Raw genomic sequence first — 17,300 nt, 5'->3', positions numbered from 1 at the left:
GGGCGATGGGGTCGTTGTGATGTCCCATAGCGGCTGTTACGCGAAGTAACTTTGACCTGAGTTCTGTTTTTGTCGGATGATGTTGAAGTGACCCATGGGGGTCCGCGGGAGCGACACCCGGCGGCAAGGAGGCATACGTAAGCGCGTCGCGGCGCGCTCAGTGCCTGCGGTACCCTAACGCCATGCGTGCCGTACGCCTTCTGCTTAGCGAGCCGCGCTGATCAGTCCCGACCGCCGGTATCGGGTGGTTCGGAATCGGCGCGGCGTCCCCTCCTGTGCGAGGGGATTTTTCGTTTCTTGAATGTCGCAGCCGCTGGCAGAGACGATCGATGGAGCTTTGAGGATCATGAGCGAGACGAACCCCACTGCCGCCGCTGCCGTGTCGGTGGAGGCAGCGCCGCACCGCTACACGGCCGCCGTGGCGGCCGAGATCGAGGCACGCTGGCAGGACTTCTGGGAAGCCGACGGCACCTACGCGGCGCCGAACCCGAGCGGTGACCTGGCGGGCGACCCCGCACTGGTCGCCCGGCCCAAGAAGTTCATCATGGACATGTTCCCGTACCCCTCCGGTGCGGGCCTGCACGTCGGTCACCCCCTGGGCTACATCGCCACCGATGTATTCGCCCGGTTCCAGCGGATGACCGGCCACAACGTCCTGCACACCCTCGGCTTCGACGCCTTCGGCCTGCCCGCCGAGCAGCACGCCGTGCAGACCGGCGAGCACCCCCGGGTCACCACCGAGGCGGCCATCAACAACATGACGTCCCAGCTGCGCCGGCTGGGCCTGGGCCACGACAAGCGCCGGTCGTTCGCCACGATCGATCCGGACTACTACAAGTGGACCCAGTGGATCTTCCTGCAGATCTTCAATTCCTGGTACGACGACGAGGCCAAGAAGGCCCGCCCGATCTCCGAGCTGATCGACCGGTTCGAGTCCGGTGAGCGCGCCGTACCGGGGGACACGCGCGCGTGGAGCGAGCTGAGCGCCGCCGAGCGCGCCGACGTCCTGAGCGGGTTCCGCCTGGCGTACGCCTCCGACGCGCCGGTCAACTGGTGCCCCGGCCTGGGCACCGTGCTGGCGAACGAGGAGGTCACCGCCGACGGCCGGTCCGAGCGCGGCAACTACCCGGTCTTCAAGGCCAAGCTGCGCCAGTGGAACATGCGGATCACCGCCTACGCCGACCGGCTGCTGGACGACCTGGACGCGCTGGACTGGCCCGAGGCCATCAAGCTGCAGCAGCGCAACTGGATCGGCCGCTCCGAGGGCGCCCGTGTCGACTTCCCGATCGACGGCGAGCGCATCACGGTCTTCACCACGCGTCCGGACACCCTGTTCGGCGCGACCTACATGGTGCTGGCACCCGAACACCCGCTGGTCGAGAAGTTCACCCCGGCCGCCTGGCCCGAGGGCACCCACGACGTGTGGACCGGGGGCCACGCCACACCGGCCGAGGCCGTCGCCGCCTACCGGGCGCAGGCCGCCACGAAGTCCGACGTCGAGCGGCAGGCCGAGGCCAAGGACAAGACCGGTGTCTTCATCGGCGCGTACGCGACCAACCCGGTCAACGGCGAGCAGGTCCCGGTCTTCATCGCCGACTACGTCCTGATGGGCTACGGCACCGGCGCGATCATGGCCGTCCCGGCGGGCGACCAGCGCGACTTCGAGTTCGCGCGCGCTTTCGAGCTGCCGGTCCACTGCATCGTCGAGCCGACCGACGGCCGGGGCACCGACACGTCGACGTGGGACGACGCCTTCGGGTCGTACGACGCGAAGATCATCAACTCCTCCAACGACGACGTCTCCCTGGACGGCCTGGGCGTCGCCGACGCCAAGGCGCGCATCACCGAATGGCTGGAGCGCGAGGGCATCGGCGAGGGCACCGTCAACTTCCGCCTGCGCGACTGGCTGTTCAGCCGTCAGCGCTACTGGGGCGAGCCCTTCCCGATCGTCTACGACGAGGAGGGCGTCGCGCACGCCCTGCCCGAGTCGATGCTGCCCCTGGAACTGCCGGAGGTCGAGGACTACTCGCCGCGCACCTTCGACCCGGACGACGCCGACACCCAGCCCGAGACGCCGCTGTCGCGCAACGAGGAGTGGGTCAACGTCACCCTGGACCTGGGCGACGGGCCGAAGAAGTACCGCCGTGAGACCAACACCATGCCCAACTGGGCCGGTTCCTGCTGGTACGAGCTGCGCTACCTGGACCCGCACAACGACCAGAAGCTGGTCGACCCGGAGATCGAGCGGTACTGGATGGGTCCGCGCGAGGGCCGGCCACTCGGCGGCGTCGACCTGTACGTCGGCGGCGCCGAGCACGCCGTACTGCACCTGCTGTACGCGCGCTTCTGGTCCAAGGTCCTGTACGACCTGGGGCACGTGTCCTCGGCCGAGCCGTTCCACAAGCTGTTCAACCAGGGCATGATCCAGGCCTACGTCTACCGCGACAGCCGTGGCATCGCGGTGCCGGCCGCCGAGGTGGAGGAGCGCGACGGCGCGTACCACTACCAGGGCGAGAAGGTCTCCCGGCTGCTGGGCAAGATGGGCAAGTCCCTGAAGAACGCGGTCACTCCGGACGAGATCTGCGCCGAGTACGGGGCCGACACGCTGCGTCTGTACGAGATGGCGATGGGCCCGCTGGACGTGTCGCGGCCGTGGGACACGCGCGCGGTGGTGGGCCAGTACCGGCTGCTGCAGCGGCTGTGGCGCAACGTGGTCGACGAGACGACCGGCGAGGTGACCGTAGTCGACGCCGAGCCCGACGAGGAGACGCTGCGTGCCCTGCACAAGGCGATCGACGGGGTGCGCCAGGACCTGGAGGGCATGCGGTTCAACACCGCCATCGCCAAGGTCACCGAGCTGAACAACCACCTGACCAAGGCGGGCGGCGCGGTGCCGCGCTCCGTCGCGGAGCCCCTGGTGCTGCTGGTGGCCCCGCTGGCCCCGCACATCGCCGAGGAACTGTGGCGCAAGCTGGGCCGCACCGACTCGGTCGTCCACCGGGACTTCCCGGTCGCCGACCCGGCGTACGTCGTGGACGAGAGCGTGACCTGCGTGGTCCAGGTCAAGGGCAAGGTCAAGGCGCGTCTGGAGGTCTCCCCGTCCATCTCCGAGGACGAGCTGGAGAAGGTCGCGCTGGCCGACGAGAAGGTCGTGGCCGCGCTGGGCGGTGCCGGCATCCGCAAGGTCATCGTGCGGGCGCCGAAGCTGGTGAACATCGTCACGACCTGAACGCATGCCGAGGGCACGAGCCGGGGTCGCTGGCCGGGCTCGGGGTAGTCCCCTAAGGGCAGGTTCCGGGTTCTTCCGGAACCCAGAACCTGTTCGTTGCGTTTACCGTTGAAGAGCGGCGTGGCGAGCGTCGCCCGCCGAGGAGGAGCGTCGTGGAACCAGTGATCGCAGTCGTCGCCCTGCTCTTCGTGCTCTTCCTGGCCCTCGGCGCCTACGCCACGGTGAAGGTGGTCGGCGCCGCCAAACGCGGTGTGGACCGCACCGTCACCCAGGCTCGCCGCACGGTCGAGGACCACACACTGCGGGTCAAGTCCTTCGCCCAGCCCGGCCCGGCCGGCGAGATCGCCCAGCTGCGGCTGAAACTGCGCACCTCGATGCGTGCCACACAGGACGCGCTGCACGCGGGCGTGGCCGAGGACGAGTCGCTCAAGGAGTCCCTCGGCCTGTTCGAGCGGCTCAGCGCGCACGGCCACGAACTGGACGCCGAACTCAAGCGCCTGGAGTCCGAACCGGACCGGGCGGCACTCGCCAAGCGGCTGCCCTCGCTGTGCGAACGCACCGAGCGGATCACACACTCGGCGGACTCCCTGCGCTGGGCGGCCCGCGACCGGGCCCGCCGCTTCGCGGACGACGACCTCGACGCGCTGAGCGCGCAGCTCGACGTGGAGTCCGGCGCCCTGCGGCACTGGGCTACGGAGGAGCCGTCATCCCCGCCGCCCCCGTGGCCCGAGGCCCCGGCCACCGACCAGGCAACGGCCCAGCAGGCCTGGGCGGAGGGGCCCCGGTCGCGTCCCGCCGAGGAGCAGACGCGGGCCGCCATCGCTCCAGCCGGCCGCCGCCCCGAGTACCCCTGGCAGAAGAAGGCCCGCCCCGAGAGCACGACTTGATCCGGACACAGCCGCCCCAGGTGAGCGGGGCCGGGCTGCCGCGCGGGCGCTACGCCAGGTAACCTCCAGCTCATGTCCCGCCATGTCGCGATCGTCACCGATTCAACGGCCTACCTGCCGCCGCGGACGATGGAGCGCCACGGCATCACGGCGGTGCCCCTGACCGTGGTTCTCGGCGACCAGGCGCTCGAAGAAGGCACCGAGATCTCGACCCGTTCGCTGGCCCAGGCGCTCCAGAAGCGACGGCCGGTCACCACCTCGCGCCCCAGCCCCCAGCTCTTCGCGGAGACCTACCGCAAGGTAGCCGAGTCCGGTGCCACCGGCATCGTCTCCCTGCACCTGTCCGCGGAGCTGTCCGGTACGTGCGACGCGGCGGTCGTCGCCGCACGTGAGGCACCGGTGCCGGTGCGGGTGGTGGACACCGGGATGGTCGCGATGGCGCTCGGGTTCTGCGCGTTGGCCGCGGCCGAGGCGGCGGAGGCCGGCGGCACGGTGGACGAGGCGGTCACGGTCGCGGAGAAGCGGGCCGCGGGCACGTCCGCCTACTTCTACGTCGACACCCTCGACTATCTGCGCCGCGGCGGGCGGATCGGCGCGGCGCAGGCCCTACTCGGATCCGCGCTCGCCGTGAAGCCGTTGCTGCAACTGAGCGGCGGGCGTATCGAACTCCTGGAGAAGGTGCGGACGGCGTCCAAGGCCATCGCCCGCCTTGAGGAGATCGTGGCCGACCGGGCGGGGGGCGCGCCCGTCGACATCGCCGTCCATCATCTCGCCGCCGCCGACCGGGCGGCGGCCCTGGCGGACCGCTTGCGGGCGCGCGTGCCGGGACTCGCCGACCTGCATGTGAGCGAGGTGGGTGCGGTCATCGGTGCCCACACGGGGCCCGGGTTGCTGGGGGTTGTGGTCTCGCCGCGGTGACGGACGGGATCCTTGGTCTACGGGATGGGTCGCGAGTAACTCGTGTGGGTGGCCGAGTTATCCACAACTAGGCGGTAACCCCCGGAATTTGACCAAGATCATCGCGATGTGCCGAGCTGCCCGATCCTCGTCGCATGGCACTTCGATCACACTCACGCACAGCGACCGCAACCAGCGGACCGGGGCGCGGACCCGCCTCCGACGGCCGAACCCGCCACCGCCGCCCGCCCGTCCGTGACCGGGCCCGCCACCGGCACGCGTCGGCAGACGAACTCCGCCGACGCGCGGAGACGCTCTTCGCCGAACACGCCGGGGAATGGCGGGAGTCGGGGAAGGGACCGCCGGGCAGCGGTTGCCCGGATGCGCCGGATGGCTCGGATGTCCCGGGTGCTCCGAGTGCTCGGGGTGCTCGGCGTGTTACGGACGACGGTGCGGCGGTGAGCCTGGATGTCCCGCGCGGTGGTGTGGCAGTGGACCCCGATGTCGCGCGTTCCGCTGGTGCTGCGGGCTCCCGTGTTCCGTATGCCTGGACAGCTGTGGGCTCAGACATCTTGTCCGGCCGTACGGCCGACGGCTCGGATGTCGTGCACGCCGGTGCGTCTGCGGACCCGGATGTCCTGTACACCGGTGACGGCGCACACCCGGAAGCCCCACGCGTGGCTGGCTGGCGGGAGCGGGTCGGTCCGGCTCTTCGGGAGCGGATGCCGGTGTGGCTGCAGGTGAGGTGTGGCCTGGAGCGGCGGAGCGTGCTCGCGCTGACGGTGCTGCTCGTCCTCGCCGCCGCCTTCGCCGCCCAGCACTTCTGGGCCGGCCGGACCCAGTCCGTCCGAGCGCCCGACGTGGTGCGCGCGGTCGCTCCGTACGCAGAGGGTGACGCAAGGGGCACTGACGGGGAGCCCGCGGCCGGGGAGGCCGGCCCGGCCCCCTCCGCCGGTGCGCCGAACGCCGTGGGCACGGCGGGGACCGAGATCGTGGTGGACGTCAGCGGCAAGGTCCGGGATCCGGGGATCCACAGTCTGCCGGCCGGTTCGCGCGTCGCCGACGCCCTGCGCGCGGCCGGGGGTGTGCGCCCCGGCGCCGACACGGATGGTCTCAACCGCGCCCGCTTCCTCGTGGACGGAGAGCAGGTCATCGTGGGCGGTCCGGCTCCTGCTCAGGGGCCTGGCGTGGGCGATGGCGCGGCCGGGGCTCCGGCGGGAGCGGCACCGGCGGCCCCCGTCTCCCTCAACACGGCCACCGTGGAGCAACTGGACACCCTTCCGGGCGTCGGCCCGGTACTTGCCCAGCACATCGTCGACTACCGCACGCAACACCGCGGCTTCCGCTCGGTGGACGAACTGCGTGAGGTCAACGGCATCGGCGACCGCCGCTTCGCCGACCTGCGAAATCTCGTACGGCCATGAGGCGCGACCCCGCTGACCCACAACAGGGGTCCATGGACCGAGGGCAGGCCGCGGTGCGCGCCGTCACCGGCAAGCGGCTCGGAGTAGCTCACCCGGGACAGGAAGGACCGGCCGACCTACGACTCGTGCCACCCGCCCTCGCGGCCTGGGTGACGGCCGCGCTGATGGTGGACGCCCCGCCGGAGTGGATCACAGGCGTCACGCTCGCATGCCTCGCCGCAGCCGGCGCACTGATGGCGACACGGCGCCACACGCCTACCGACGGCGGGGCGACCGGGCCGGAGCCAGCGTCGGAGCAGGAGCCGGAACCCGAGACGGCGCCGGAGCCGGAACCCGAGACGGCGCCGGAGCCGGAACCCGAGACGGCGCCGGAGCCGGAACCCGAGACGGCGCCGGAGCCGGGATCGGAACCGCCGCCGGGGCTGAAGCCGCAGCCGCCCCCGCCCCCGCCCCCGCCCCCGGAACAGGAACCGGCGCGGGCGCAGGCGCAGGCGCAGGCGCCCACGCCCCCGCTCCCAGCCGCAGCACACCGGCGCGCGCATGGCCGCTCTCAACGCCTCACCTGGCCCCGCGCCTCTGTCGCAGCCGTGCTGCTCTGTGTCAGCGCGGTCGCCGTTTCCGCCGGTCTGCACGGCGCCGATCTGCGGCGCGGACCGGTGCCGACGCTGGCACGGGAGTACGCCACCGTGACCGCAGAGATCGAGATCACCTCCGATCCGCGGATCACCAGACCCCGGATCAGCGGGAATCACATGGCCCCGGCCGCTGTACTGATCAAGGCAGACGTACGACGCGTCGAGGAGGTGAACGGATCGGGGGTGGCGACGCGCACGCCGGTGCTGGTGATCGTCGACGCGGGTCCGCGGGCCAAGGCGGACGGCTCGGCCCGGTCGCCCTGGCTCGGGCTGCTGCCGTCCACGCGGCTGCGCGTCACCGCGCGGCTGGCGCTCCCGACGGCGTCCGGCGACCGGATCGTGGCCGTCCTGCGGGTACGGGACCGGGCGGTGCCGGACGTGGTGAGAGAGCCGTCGGCGCCGCAGCGGCTCGCGGGCCGGCTGCGGGCCGGGCTGCGGGAGGCGACGGACGGGCTGCCCGCGGACACCCGGGCGCTGCTGCCGGGGCTGGTCGTCGGGGACACGTCACGGATCACCCCGGAGCTGGACGAGGCGTTCAAGGAGACGGACCTCGCGCACACGCTCGCGGTATCCGGAAGCAACCTCACCATCCTGCTCGCCCTGCTCCTCGGGCCGCCCGGCCTGGCCCAGCTCGTCGAGCGCCGGGGGATGGCACCCCGGCTCGGACTCCCCCTCAGGGCGACCGCGCTGTTCGGCGGGGCGCTCACGCTCGGCTTTGTCGTCGTGTGCAGACCGGACCCCAGTGTGCTGCGGGCCGCGGCCTGCGGAACCGTGGCCCTGCTCGCCCTCGCGACCGGACGCCGGAGGTCGCTCATCCCCGCACTGGCGACGGCCGTACTCCTGCTGGTGCTGTACGACCCGTGGCTGGCCCGCAGTTACGGCTTCCTGCTCTCGGTCCTGGCCACCGGAGCCCTGCTCACTCTCGCGCCACGCTGGAGTGCGGCGCTGCGGCGGCGCCGGGTTCCGCCGCGATTGGCCGAGGCGTTGGGTGCGGCGGCCGCGGCACAGGCCCTGTGCGCGCCGGTGGTCGCCGTGCTCTCGGCGCGGGTGAGCCTGGTGGCGGTGCCGTGCAACCTGCTGGCGGAGTTCGCGGTGGCACCGGCCACCGTGCTGGGCTTCGCGGCGCTGACGACGGCGCCGGTGCTGATGCCGGTGGCCGAGGCGCTGGCCTGGTGCGCGAGTTGGCCCACCGGGTGGCTCGCCACGATCGCGCGCACCGGGGCGGAGCTGCCGGGCGCGGGGGTGGACTGGCCGGGCAGCTGGACCGGGGCGTTGCTGCTCGCCCTCGTCACGGCGGTGGTCGTGTGCGCGGGCCGGTGGCTGCTCGGCCACCCGTGGCTGTGCGGGGCCTGTGGAGTGCTGCTTCTGCTCGTGGTGGTGCAGCCGCCGCCGTTGACCCGGGTGGTGACGGGCTGGCCGCCGCCGGGCTGGCGGTTCGCGATGTGCGACGTGGGGCAGGGCGACGCGACCGTTCTCGCGGCCGGTGAGGGGACCGGCGTGGTGGTGGACGCCGGACCCGACCCGAAGCTCGCGGACCGGTGCCTGCGCACGCTCGGCGTCACCAGGATTCCGCTGGTCGTGCTGACCCACTTCCACGCCGACCACGTGGCGGGTCTGCCGGGCGTGCTGCGCGGCCGCTCGGTCGGCGCGATCGAGACGACGGGCTTCGGGGAGCCCGTGGACCAGGCGGAGTTCGTACGCAGAGCGGCGGCGGCACGGGGGATCCCCCTGACGCGCGCCGTGGCCGGAGAGCGGCGGCGCACCGGGTCCCTGTCCTGGGAGGTGCTGTGGCCACCGCCGCGTCCGGCGCCAGAACCGGACGGTCCGAACGACGCGAGCGTGGCGCTGATCGCCCGGTCGGCCGGGCTGCGGCTCCTGCTGCTCGGAGACCTCGAACCCCCGGCCCAGCAGGCCCTGTTGAGGACCCCGGCGGGAGCGCGGCTGGGCCGCGTGGACGTGCTGAAGGTGGCCCATCACGGTTCGGCCTACCAGGATCCGGACCTGATACGCCGGGCGGCCCCGCGGCTGGCGCTGATCTCCTGCGGGAGCGACAACCCGTACGGGCACCCGGCTCCTGGCACGGTCGCGGCGCTGCGGGCCGGCGGCGCGGCGGTGCTGCGGACGGACCGGGACGGGGCGCTGGCAGTTACCGGTACGGGCGGCGGGGAGGTGCGCGTGGCGCGAGACTGAGGTCATGAATTCCGCACAGGCCGATGCCTATCTCCGCCGCCTGGGAGCCGAGCGCCCCGCGCGGCCCACCGTCGACGCCTTGCGCGATCTGCAGCTGCGCCATCTGCGGACCGTGCCCTTCGAGAACCTGTCGATCCACCTCGGCGAGCAGATCGTGCTGGAGGAGAAGCAGCTGCTGGACAAGGTGGTGGGCGCGCGACGGGGCGGGTTCTGCTACGAACTGAACGGCGCGTTCGGGACGTTGCTGACCGCGCTCGGCTTCGACGTCACGCTGCTCGCGGCACGGGTGTACGGGGACGAGGGGCGCCTCGGGATCCCGTACGACCACCTTGCGCTGCGGGTGCGGACGGTGGACGGGGACGACTGGCTGGCCGACGTGGGTTTCGGGGCGCACAGCCACTACCCGCTGGCGTTCGGGGAGAGGGGAGAACAGTCGGATCCCGGCGGCGTGTTCCGGATCGCCGAGGCGGAGCCGGACGCGGCCGGGGTGCGGGGCGGGGCCGGAGCGGCGGAGGCGGCGGATCTGGACGTCGTGATGAACGGCAAGGCTCAGTACCGCCTGGAGGTGCGGTCCCGGGTGCTCGGCGACTTCGTTGCCGGGGCCTGGTGGCACAGCACCTCGCCGGTGTCGCACTTCACACGGTCGCTGGTCTGTTCGCGGGTCGCGGAGGACGGAGGGAGGATCACGCTCAGCGGCCGCAGCTTCACGGTGACGGCCCCCGACGGGACGCGTGAGGTGCGCGAACTGGCCGCGGACGCCGAGGTGCTCGCGGTGTACCGGGACCGGTTCGGCATCGAACTCGACCGTGTGCCGGCGGTGCGCGATACCGACCTGGACGGCTGACGGGCCGCCTCCCGCGGGGTGTCCCGTGCGGGTGCCGGACAATGGCCTGCGTGAGTGACGTGAGACATGTGCTGGTGCTGCCCGACCGTGACGCCGCGGAGGAGGCCGCCGAGGCGCTCGGGGAGCGGTTCGGGCTGGACGAGGAGCCGCGGCTCGTACGGGACGAGCTGGCCGGGGAGGACGACGCCGAGGACGCACAGTGGCTCGTCGTCCTGCGCGACGAGCAGGGGCGGCTCGATCCCCGGGAGCTGGACGAGTTCGTGGGGGAGTGGGACGGTTGGCGCGAGGAGCCGTAGCCCCGCGCGTCGGGGCCGGCCTCGTAAGGTGCGGTGGCCGGGCCCGACTGTCAGTGGTGCGTGCGATGCTTGTCGCGATGGCCAGGAAGACTGCGAATGACGACCCGCTCGCCCCGGTGACCCTTGCCGTGGGCCAGGAGGACCTCCTGCTCGACCGTGCCGTGCGGGAGGTGGTGGCCGCCGCCAGGGCCGCCGATGCCGACACGGACGTACGTGATCTGACCCCGGACCAGTTGCAGCCCGGCACGCTGGCCGAGCTGACGAGTCCGTCGCTCTTCGCGGAGCGCAAGGTCGTCGTCGTACGCAACGCCCAGGATCTCTCGGCCGACACGATCAAGGACGTGAAGGCGTATCTCGGGGCGCCCGCCGAGGAGATCACCCTTGTGCTGTTGCACGCGGGCGGCGCCAAGGGCAAGGGACTGCTCGACGCCGCGCGCAAGGCCGGGGCGCGGGAGGTGGCGTGCCCGAAGATGACGAAGCCGGCGGACCGGCTGGCCTTCGTGCGGGGTGAGTTCCGCGGGCTCGGGCGGTCGGCCACGCCCGAGGCGTGCCAGGCGCTCGTGGACGCGATCGGGAGTGATCTGCGCGAGCTCGCGTCGGCGGTGTCCCAGCTGGTCGCGGATGTCGAGGGGACGATCGACGAGGCGGTCGTCGGGCGGTACTACACGGGGCGGGCGGAGGCCTCCAGTTTCACGGTCGCGGACCGGGCGGTCGAGGGCCGGGCGGCGGAGGCGCTGGAGGCGCTGCGGTGGTCGCTGGCGACCGGCGTGGCGCCGGTGTTGATCACGAGTGCGCTGGCGCAGGGGGTGCGGGCGATCGGCAAGCTGTCGTCGGCCCGTGGGGGCCGGCCCGCCGACCTGGCCCGGGAGCTCGGGATGCCACCGTGGAAGATCGATCGGGTGCGGCAGCAGATGCGGGGATGGACGCCGGACGGGGTGGCCGTGGCGCTGCGGGCCGTGGCCGAGGCGGACGCGGGGGTCAAGGGCGGCGGCGACGATCCGGAGTACGCCCTGGAGAAGGCGGTCGTCGCGATCGCCAGGGCGGCTCGTTCCCGGGGGCGGTGAGGGGCACGCGGTCCCGGTGATCCAGTCGCCGTCGCGGCGCCGGAGAGGACAATCGGGTGTAGCAGCCGCACAACGCCGAGGCAATGAGAGGTGGCGGTCGGCATGGCTGAACACCCGCACGCAGCGCTCGTACGCCAGGGCTACGAAGCCTTCACACGCGGTGACATGGACACCCTGCGCAGTCTGATGACGGCGGACGCCGCGCACCACGTCCCCGGCAGTCACCCGCTGTCGGGCGACTTCAAGGGACAGAACGCGGTCATCGAGATGTACGGCCGGCTCTTCGAGGAGACGGGCGGCACGTTGCGCGTCGAACTGCGCAACATCCTGGTGGACGGCCGGGGGCACGCGGTCTCCGTGCACCACTTCTCGGCCGACCGCAAGGGCAAGCACATCGACGAGATCGGCGGCATCGTCTTCAGGGTCGTAGGAGACAAGATCACCGACCTCGACGAGTGCGTCGCGGACATCGAGAAGAGCAACGCGTTCTGGGAGTGATCCCTGCGCTCGCCCGAGCACGCCGAAGGCCCCGGTGACCGCCCTGGGGAAGGGCAGGCGCCGGGGCCTTCGGTTCAAGACGGTGGATCCGCGCCCGCGTGGCGAACGCAGGCCGCGCGCGGATCCAGGGGTGCCGGACGGGAGCGGATGAGAGAGGGCCCGCTCGATTCCCTACGGCGGTCAGATCAAGGTGTGAGTGTCAGCCCTTGAGGGACGCGACCTTGGCGGCCAGAGCCGACTTCTTGTTGGCGGCCTGGTTCTTGTGGATGACGCCCTTCGAGACGGCCTTGTCGAGCTGACGCGCGGCAGCGCGCTGGTACTCGGTGGCCTTCTCGGCGTCACCCGCGGCAGCGGCCTCGCGGGCCTTGCGGATCGCGGTCTTCAGAGAGGACTTGACTGCCTTGTTGCGCAGCCGGGCCTTCTCGTTGGTCTTGATCCGCTTGATCTGGGACTTGATGTTCGCCACGAATGAGCCTCTACAGGTTCTGGCACGGGGCCGCACGGGTCCCGTACCGGTGATTTTCTTGGGGTGTGCCTCGCGCTGAGAGGGCATGAGGCACAGCCACCCAGCGTACCAGCGGCACTTCGGGCAGCCCAAACCGGCCGCGGGGCACGGGCCGGCATCTGCTTGCATCGGGGCAAATCCGCCCCCGCTCTCCGCCCGTGGGACCATGGAACCTACGTATCGATCCGACCCGAGGCATAAGGCGCCTCAAGAGACAGGACCCTGCGTGCCCGCGACCCCAAACAATGTGCCCGAGCCGAGCCGTACCGACCCGGCTCTGATCCGCAATTTCTGCATCATCGCGCACATCGACCACGGCAAGTCCACGCTCGCCGACCGGATGCTCCAGCTGACCGGTGTGGTCGAGCAGCGGCAGATGCGTGCTCAGTACCTCGACCGCATGGACATCGAGCGTGAGCGCGGCATCACGATCAAGTCCCAGGCAGTGCGTCTGCCCTGGGCCCCGACCCAGGATCCGGGCAACACGCACATCCTCAACATGATCGACACCCCCGGGCACGTCGACTTCACCTACGAGGTCTCGCGGTCGCTCGCCGCCTGCGAGGGGACCGTCCTCCTCGTCGACGCCGCCCAGGGCATCGAGGCCCAGACCCTCGCCAACCTCTACCTGGCGATGGAGAACGACCTCACGATCATTCCCGTACTGAACAAGATCGACCTGCCGGCCGCGCAGCCCGAGAAGTTCGCCGAGGAGCTCGCGAACCTCGTCGGTTGCGACCCGGACGATGTGCTGCGGGTGTCCGCGAAGACCGGTGTCGGCGTCGACGCGCTGCTCGACAGGGTCGTCCGGGAGATCCCGGCGCCGGTCGGTGTCGAGGAAGCGCCCGCCCGTGCGATGATCTTCGACTCGGTCTACGACTCCTACCGCGGTGTCGTGACGTACGTCCGTGTCGTGGACGGGCAGCTCAACAAGCGCGAGCGGATCCGGATGATGTCCACCGGGGCCACGCACGAGCTCCTTGAGATCGGGACGAACTCGCCCGAGATGCTCGGTGCCGACGGGCTCGGCGTCGGCGAGGTGGGCTACCTCATCACCGGTGTGAAGGACGTCCGCCAGTCCAAGGTCGGCGACACCATCACCCAGCAGCACAAGGGGGCCACCGAGGCGCTCGGCGGGTACAAGGACCCCAAGCCCATGGTCTTCTCCGGGCTGTATCCGCTGGACGGCAGCGACTACCCCGAGCTGCGCGACGCCCTCGACAAGCTCCAGCTCAACGATGCCGCGCTGGTCTACGAGCCGGAGACCTCCGCCGCTCTCGGCTTCGGCTTCCGCGTCGGCTTCCTCGGCCTGCTCCACCTCGACGTGATCCGCGAGCGGCTGGAGCGCGAGTTCGGGCTCGACCTCATCGCCACCGCGCCGAACGTGGTCTACCGCGTGGTCATGGAGGACGGCACCGAGCACACCGTCACCAACCCGAGCGAGTTCCCCGAAGGGAAGATCGGCGAGGTCTACGAGCCGGTCGTGCGCGCCACCATCCTGGCGCCCAGCGAGTTCATCGGTTCGATCATGGAGCTGTGCCAGACCCGGCGCGGTGTCCTGCTCGGCATGGACTACCTGTCCGAGGACCGTGTGGAGATCCGCTACACCCTCCCGCTCGCCGAGATCGTCTTCGACTTCTTCGACCAGCTGAAGTCCAAGACCCGTGGCTACGCCTCCCTCGACTACGAGCCCACCGGCGAGCAGACCTCCAGCCTGGTCAAGGTCGACATCCTGCTGCACGGCGACAAGGTGGACGCCTTCTCCGCGATCACCCACAAGGACGCCGCGTACGCGTACGGTGTGCGGCTCGTCGCCAAGCTGCGCGAGCTCATCCCGCGGCAGGCCTTCGAGGTGCCCATCCAGGCCGCCATCGGCTCCCGGGTCATCGCCCGCGAGACCATCCGCGCCATCCGCAAGGACGTCCTCGCCAAGTGCTACGGCGGTGACATCTCCCGTAAGCGGAAGCTGCTGGAGAAGCAGAAGGAGGGCAAGAAGCGGATGAAGATGGTGGGCTCTGTGGAGGTTCCGCAGGAGGCCTTCATCGCCGTACTGAGCAGTGATGACAGCGCCGGATCGGGCAAGGGGAAGAAATAACCCGCCCTCACCCCGATTTCCAGGGCCCGTTGCGCTTGCGCGCAGCGGGCCCTGCGCTTTTCCTCTGTAGGAAGTGACAGTCCGCCGCCCCTTACGCAGGGGCCGGTCGCGCTCTACTCTGATCTCTGCCCGATAGTTACTCGCGAGTTAAACAACAGCCGCAACTGAGCCAGCCGCGCCGTCGCGGGCCCCGGAGGATGTCGTGAGCGACACACAGACCCTGATCGAGAACCGTCCGCCGACCGTGGCGGCCCTCTTCCTGGAGCGCGTCGCGGCCACACCGGACGCCGAGGCATACCGCTACCCCATGCCTCCCGCCTCCGGTCAGGGCCCGGACGACTGGAAATCGCTGAGCTGGGCCCAGGCCGCCGAACGGGTCTACTCGATCGCGGCCGGACTCATCGAGCTGGGCGTGCGGGCCGAGCAGCGGGTGGCCCTCGCCTCCTCGACCCGGATCGAGTGGATCCTCGCCGACCTCGGCATCATGTGCGCCGGCGCGGCGACCACCACGGTCTACCCGCAGACCAACGCCGAGGAGTCCGCCTTCATCCTCGCCGACTCGGACAGCAGGGTGCTGATCGCCGAGGACGCGGCTCAGCTCGCCAAGGCACAGGAGAAGCGCGGTGAGCTGCCCGATCTCACCCACGTGGTCGTCATCGACCCGGCCGGCGTCGAGACCGGTGACTGGGTGCTCACGCTCGCCGAGCTGGAGCAGCGGGGTGCCGCGTACCTTGAGAAGAACCCCGACCTGATCAAGGAGCGGGTCGGCGCGATCACCAAGGACCAGCTCGCCACCCTCATCTACACCTCCGGCACCACCGGCCGCCCCAAGGGTGTGCGCCTGCCGCACGACAACTGGTCGTACATGGCGAAGGCGACCGCCGCGACCGGGCTGATCAGCGGCGAGGACGTGCAGTATCTGTGGCTGCCGCTCGCGCACGTCTTCGGCAAGGTGCTCACCTCGGGCCAGATCGAGGTGGGGCACGTCACCGCCGTCGACGGCCGCGTCGACAAGATCATCGAGAATCTGCCGGCCGTGCGGCCGACCTACATGGCGGCCGTCCCGCGCATCTTCGAGAAGGTCTACAACGGGGTCGCCGCGAAGGCCCGTGCGGGCGGCGGGGCCAAGTACAAGATCTTCCAGTGGGCCGCCGAGGTCGCCCGCGAGTACGCCAAGGTCGCGCAGGACAACTTCCGGCGCACCGGCACCGCGTCCGTCCCCTTCGGGCTCGGGGCCAAGCACAAGGTCGCCGACGCGCTCGTCTACGCCAAGATCCGCGAGGCCTTCGGCGGGAACCTGCGTGCGTGTGTGTCGGGCAGTGCGGCGCTCGCGCCGGAGATCGGGTACTTCTTCTCGGGCGCCGGCATCCACATCCTCGAGGGGTACGGCCTGACCGAGTCGTCCGCGGCTTCGTTCGTGAATCCCGGCGAGGCATACCGCACCGGTACGGTCGGCAAGCCGCTGCCCGGCACGGAGGTGCGTATCGCGGACGACGGCGAGATCCTGCTGCGCGGCCCCGGCATCATGGAGGGCTACCACGGGCTGCCCGAGAAGACCGCCGAAGTCCTGGAGCCGGACGGCTGGTTCCACACCGGTGACATCGGCGAACTGTCGCCCGACGGGTATCTGCGTATCACCGACCGCAAGAAGGACCTCATCAAGACGTCCGGCGGCAAGTACATCGCGCCCGCCGAGGTCGAGGGCCAGTTCAAGGCGGTGTGCCCGTACGTCTCCAACATCCTGGTGCACGGAGCCGACCGGAACTTCTGCACGGCGCTCATCGCGCTCGACGAGGTGTCGATCCTCGACTGGGCGAAGGACAACGGGCTGGCGGGCAAGTCGTACGCGGAGGTCGTCGCAGCGCCGGCCACCGTCACCATGGTCGGGGGGTACGTCTCGCAGCTCAACGAGGGTCTGCAGAAGTGGCAGACGATCAAGAAGTTCCGTCTGCTGCCGCGTGACCTCGATGTGGAGCACGGGGAGATCACGCCGAGTCTGAAGCTGAAGCGGCCGGTTGTCGAGCGGGAGTACAAGCACCTCATTGACGAGATGTACGCCGGCGCGCGGGAGGCGTAGCGAGGAGCGCAGGGGTGGCGGGGACTGTTCGGCGGCTGCGGGTTTGCCGTGGCTTGTCGCGCAGTTCCCGCGCCCCTTCGGGTCAGATGACGCGTCCCCTGTTCACCAGTTGGCGTAGTTCTCGGACCTGTGCCCGCAGGGCGGGCAGGTCCGGGGGCGCGTCGCCGGTCAGTTGTTCCTCCAGCTTGGCCAGGCGGGTGCTCACCTCGCCGCCGTCCGCCTGTTCCTGGGCCAGCAGGCGTTCCAGCTGCTGGCTCTTCCGGTGCAGGTCCAGGAAGACGCTCACCTTGGCCCTCAGGACCCAGGGGTCGAAGGGCTTGGTCAGGTAGTCGGCGGCACCTGTCGCGTAGCCGCGGAAGGCGTAGCCGGAGTCGTCCTCCGCGCCGGTCAGGAAGATGATGGGGACGTCCTTGGTCTGGTCGAGCCGTTTGATGTTGGCGGCGGTCTCGAAGCCGTCCATGCCCGGCATGCGGACGTCGAGCAGCACGAGGGCGAACTGCTGCCGCAGCAGTGCCTTCATCGCCTCCTCGCCCGAACGTGCGCGTACGAGCGGCTCGTTGAGGGACCTCAGGACGGCCTCCAGCGCGATCAGGTTGTCCTCCATGTCGTCGACCAGGAGGATGCTGGCGCGCTCATCGGTCGTTGCCTCAGCGCTCATG

Annotated in this window: 13 protein-coding genes; 11 read left to right on the top strand and 2 right to left on the bottom strand. The window is 70.8% G+C overall.

Translation table 11 applies throughout. The annotated features are described in order from the left end of the window. The first annotated feature begins 346 nt into the window (after positions 1–346). From leuS to ACZ562_RS13455, 9 genes are all read left to right on the top strand, one after another. On the top strand, positions 347–3,229 hold the full coding sequence (leuS, locus tag ACZ562_RS13495; protein ID WP_471177526.1) for a leucine--tRNA ligase: 2,883 nt from the start codon (positions 347–349) through the stop codon (positions 3,227–3,229). 152 nt (positions 3,230–3,381) lie between these two features. Beyond that, positions 3,382–4,116 carry a hypothetical protein gene (locus ACZ562_RS13490; RefSeq protein WP_471177524.1) on the top strand — a complete coding sequence of 245 codons (735 nt, stop codon included), beginning with the start codon at positions 3,382–3,384 and terminating at the stop codon, positions 4,114–4,116. A gap of 72 nt (positions 4,117–4,188) precedes the next feature. Continuing rightward, the gene (locus ACZ562_RS13485; RefSeq protein ID WP_471177521.1) at positions 4,189–5,034 is read left to right on the top strand and encodes a DegV family protein; all 846 of its coding nucleotides are present in this window, start codon (positions 4,189–4,191) and stop codon (positions 5,032–5,034) included. A gap of 584 nt (positions 5,035–5,618) precedes the next feature. Then, positions 5,619–6,437 (top strand): ComEA family DNA-binding protein, encoded by an 819-nt coding sequence (locus ACZ562_RS13480; RefSeq protein ID WP_471177875.1) that lies wholly within the window; start codon positions 5,619–5,621, stop codon positions 6,435–6,437. A gap of 32 nt (positions 6,438–6,469) precedes the next feature. Continuing rightward, positions 6,470–9,262 carry a ComEC/Rec2 family competence protein gene (locus ACZ562_RS13475; protein WP_471177518.1) on the top strand — a complete coding sequence of 931 codons (2,793 nt, stop codon included), beginning with the start codon at positions 6,470–6,472 and terminating at the stop codon, positions 9,260–9,262. 4 nt (positions 9,263–9,266) lie between these two features. Further along, on the top strand, positions 9,267–10,106 hold the full coding sequence (locus ACZ562_RS13470; protein ID WP_471177516.1) for an arylamine N-acetyltransferase family protein: 840 nt from the start codon (positions 9,267–9,269) through the stop codon (positions 10,104–10,106). Positions 10,107–10,147: 41 nt separating this feature from the next. Continuing rightward, positions 10,148–10,402, top strand: coding sequence for a hypothetical protein (locus ACZ562_RS13465; RefSeq protein ID WP_471177514.1), 255 nt, complete (start codon positions 10,148–10,150; stop codon positions 10,400–10,402). A gap of 77 nt (positions 10,403–10,479) precedes the next feature. Then, positions 10,480–11,466 (top strand): DNA polymerase III subunit delta, encoded by a 987-nt coding sequence (gene holA, locus ACZ562_RS13460; protein WP_202424659.1) that lies wholly within the window; start codon positions 10,480–10,482, stop codon positions 11,464–11,466. A gap of 102 nt (positions 11,467–11,568) precedes the next feature. Then, positions 11,569–11,964, top strand: a complete 396-nt coding sequence (locus ACZ562_RS13455) for a nuclear transport factor 2 family protein (RefSeq protein WP_471177511.1) — start codon at positions 11,569–11,571, stop codon at positions 11,962–11,964. Positions 11,965–12,163: 199 nt separating this feature from the next. Here ACZ562_RS13455 and rpsT read toward each other — a convergent pair whose 3' ends face one another. Then, on the bottom strand, positions 12,164–12,430 hold the full coding sequence (gene rpsT, locus ACZ562_RS13450) for a 30S ribosomal protein S20 (RefSeq protein ID WP_171112387.1): 267 nt from the start codon (positions 12,428–12,430) through the stop codon (positions 12,164–12,166). 265 nt (positions 12,431–12,695) lie between these two features. Here rpsT and lepA point away from each other — a divergent pair, with 265 nt between their 5' ends. Together lepA and ACZ562_RS13440 are read left to right on the top strand one after the other, a co-directional pair. After that, complete coding sequence (gene lepA, locus ACZ562_RS13445; protein ID WP_471177507.1) at positions 12,696–14,564, top strand: translation elongation factor 4; 1,869 nt, start codon at positions 12,696–12,698, stop codon at positions 14,562–14,564. Between the two features lie 202 nt (positions 14,565–14,766). Beyond that, positions 14,767–16,641 carry an AMP-dependent synthetase/ligase gene (locus ACZ562_RS13440; protein WP_471177505.1) on the top strand — a complete coding sequence of 625 codons (1,875 nt, stop codon included), beginning with the start codon at positions 14,767–14,769 and terminating at the stop codon, positions 16,639–16,641. Positions 16,642–16,723: 82 nt separating this feature from the next. Here ACZ562_RS13440 and ACZ562_RS13435 read toward each other — a convergent pair whose 3' ends face one another. Beyond that, positions 16,724–17,299 carry a response regulator gene (locus ACZ562_RS13435; RefSeq protein ID WP_471177502.1) on the bottom strand — a complete coding sequence of 192 codons (576 nt, stop codon included), beginning with the start codon at positions 17,297–17,299 and terminating at the stop codon, positions 16,724–16,726. Position 17,300: the final 1 nt, after the last annotated feature.

This window comes from Streptomyces sp. NPDC040410 (assembly GCF_055595715.1).
This window is presented reverse-complemented; position numbering and strand designations above follow the sequence as displayed.

Excerpts from the sequence above, each read along its gene's own strand:
- ACZ562_RS13435 (WP_471177502.1), bottom strand. The coding sequence starts at position 17,299 with ATGAGCGCTGAGGCAACGACCGATGAGCGCGCCAGCATCCTCCTGGTC.
- ACZ562_RS13465 (WP_471177514.1), top strand. The coding sequence starts at position 10,148 with ATGGCCTGCGTGAGTGACGTGAGACATGTGCTGGTGCTGCCCGACCGT.
- ACZ562_RS13455 (WP_471177511.1), top strand. The coding sequence starts at position 11,569 with ATGGCTGAACACCCGCACGCAGCGCTCGTACGCCAGGGCTACGAAGCC.
- ACZ562_RS13485 (WP_471177521.1), top strand. The coding sequence starts at position 4,189 with ATGTCCCGCCATGTCGCGATCGTCACCGATTCAACGGCCTACCTGCCG.
- ACZ562_RS13470 (WP_471177516.1), top strand. The coding sequence starts at position 9,267 with ATGAATTCCGCACAGGCCGATGCCTATCTCCGCCGCCTGGGAGCCGAG.
- holA (WP_202424659.1), top strand. The coding sequence starts at position 10,480 with ATGGCCAGGAAGACTGCGAATGACGACCCGCTCGCCCCGGTGACCCTT.
- ACZ562_RS13475 (WP_471177518.1), top strand. The coding sequence starts at position 6,470 with ATGGACCGAGGGCAGGCCGCGGTGCGCGCCGTCACCGGCAAGCGGCTC.
- leuS (WP_471177526.1), top strand. The coding sequence starts at position 347 with ATGAGCGAGACGAACCCCACTGCCGCCGCTGCCGTGTCGGTGGAGGCA.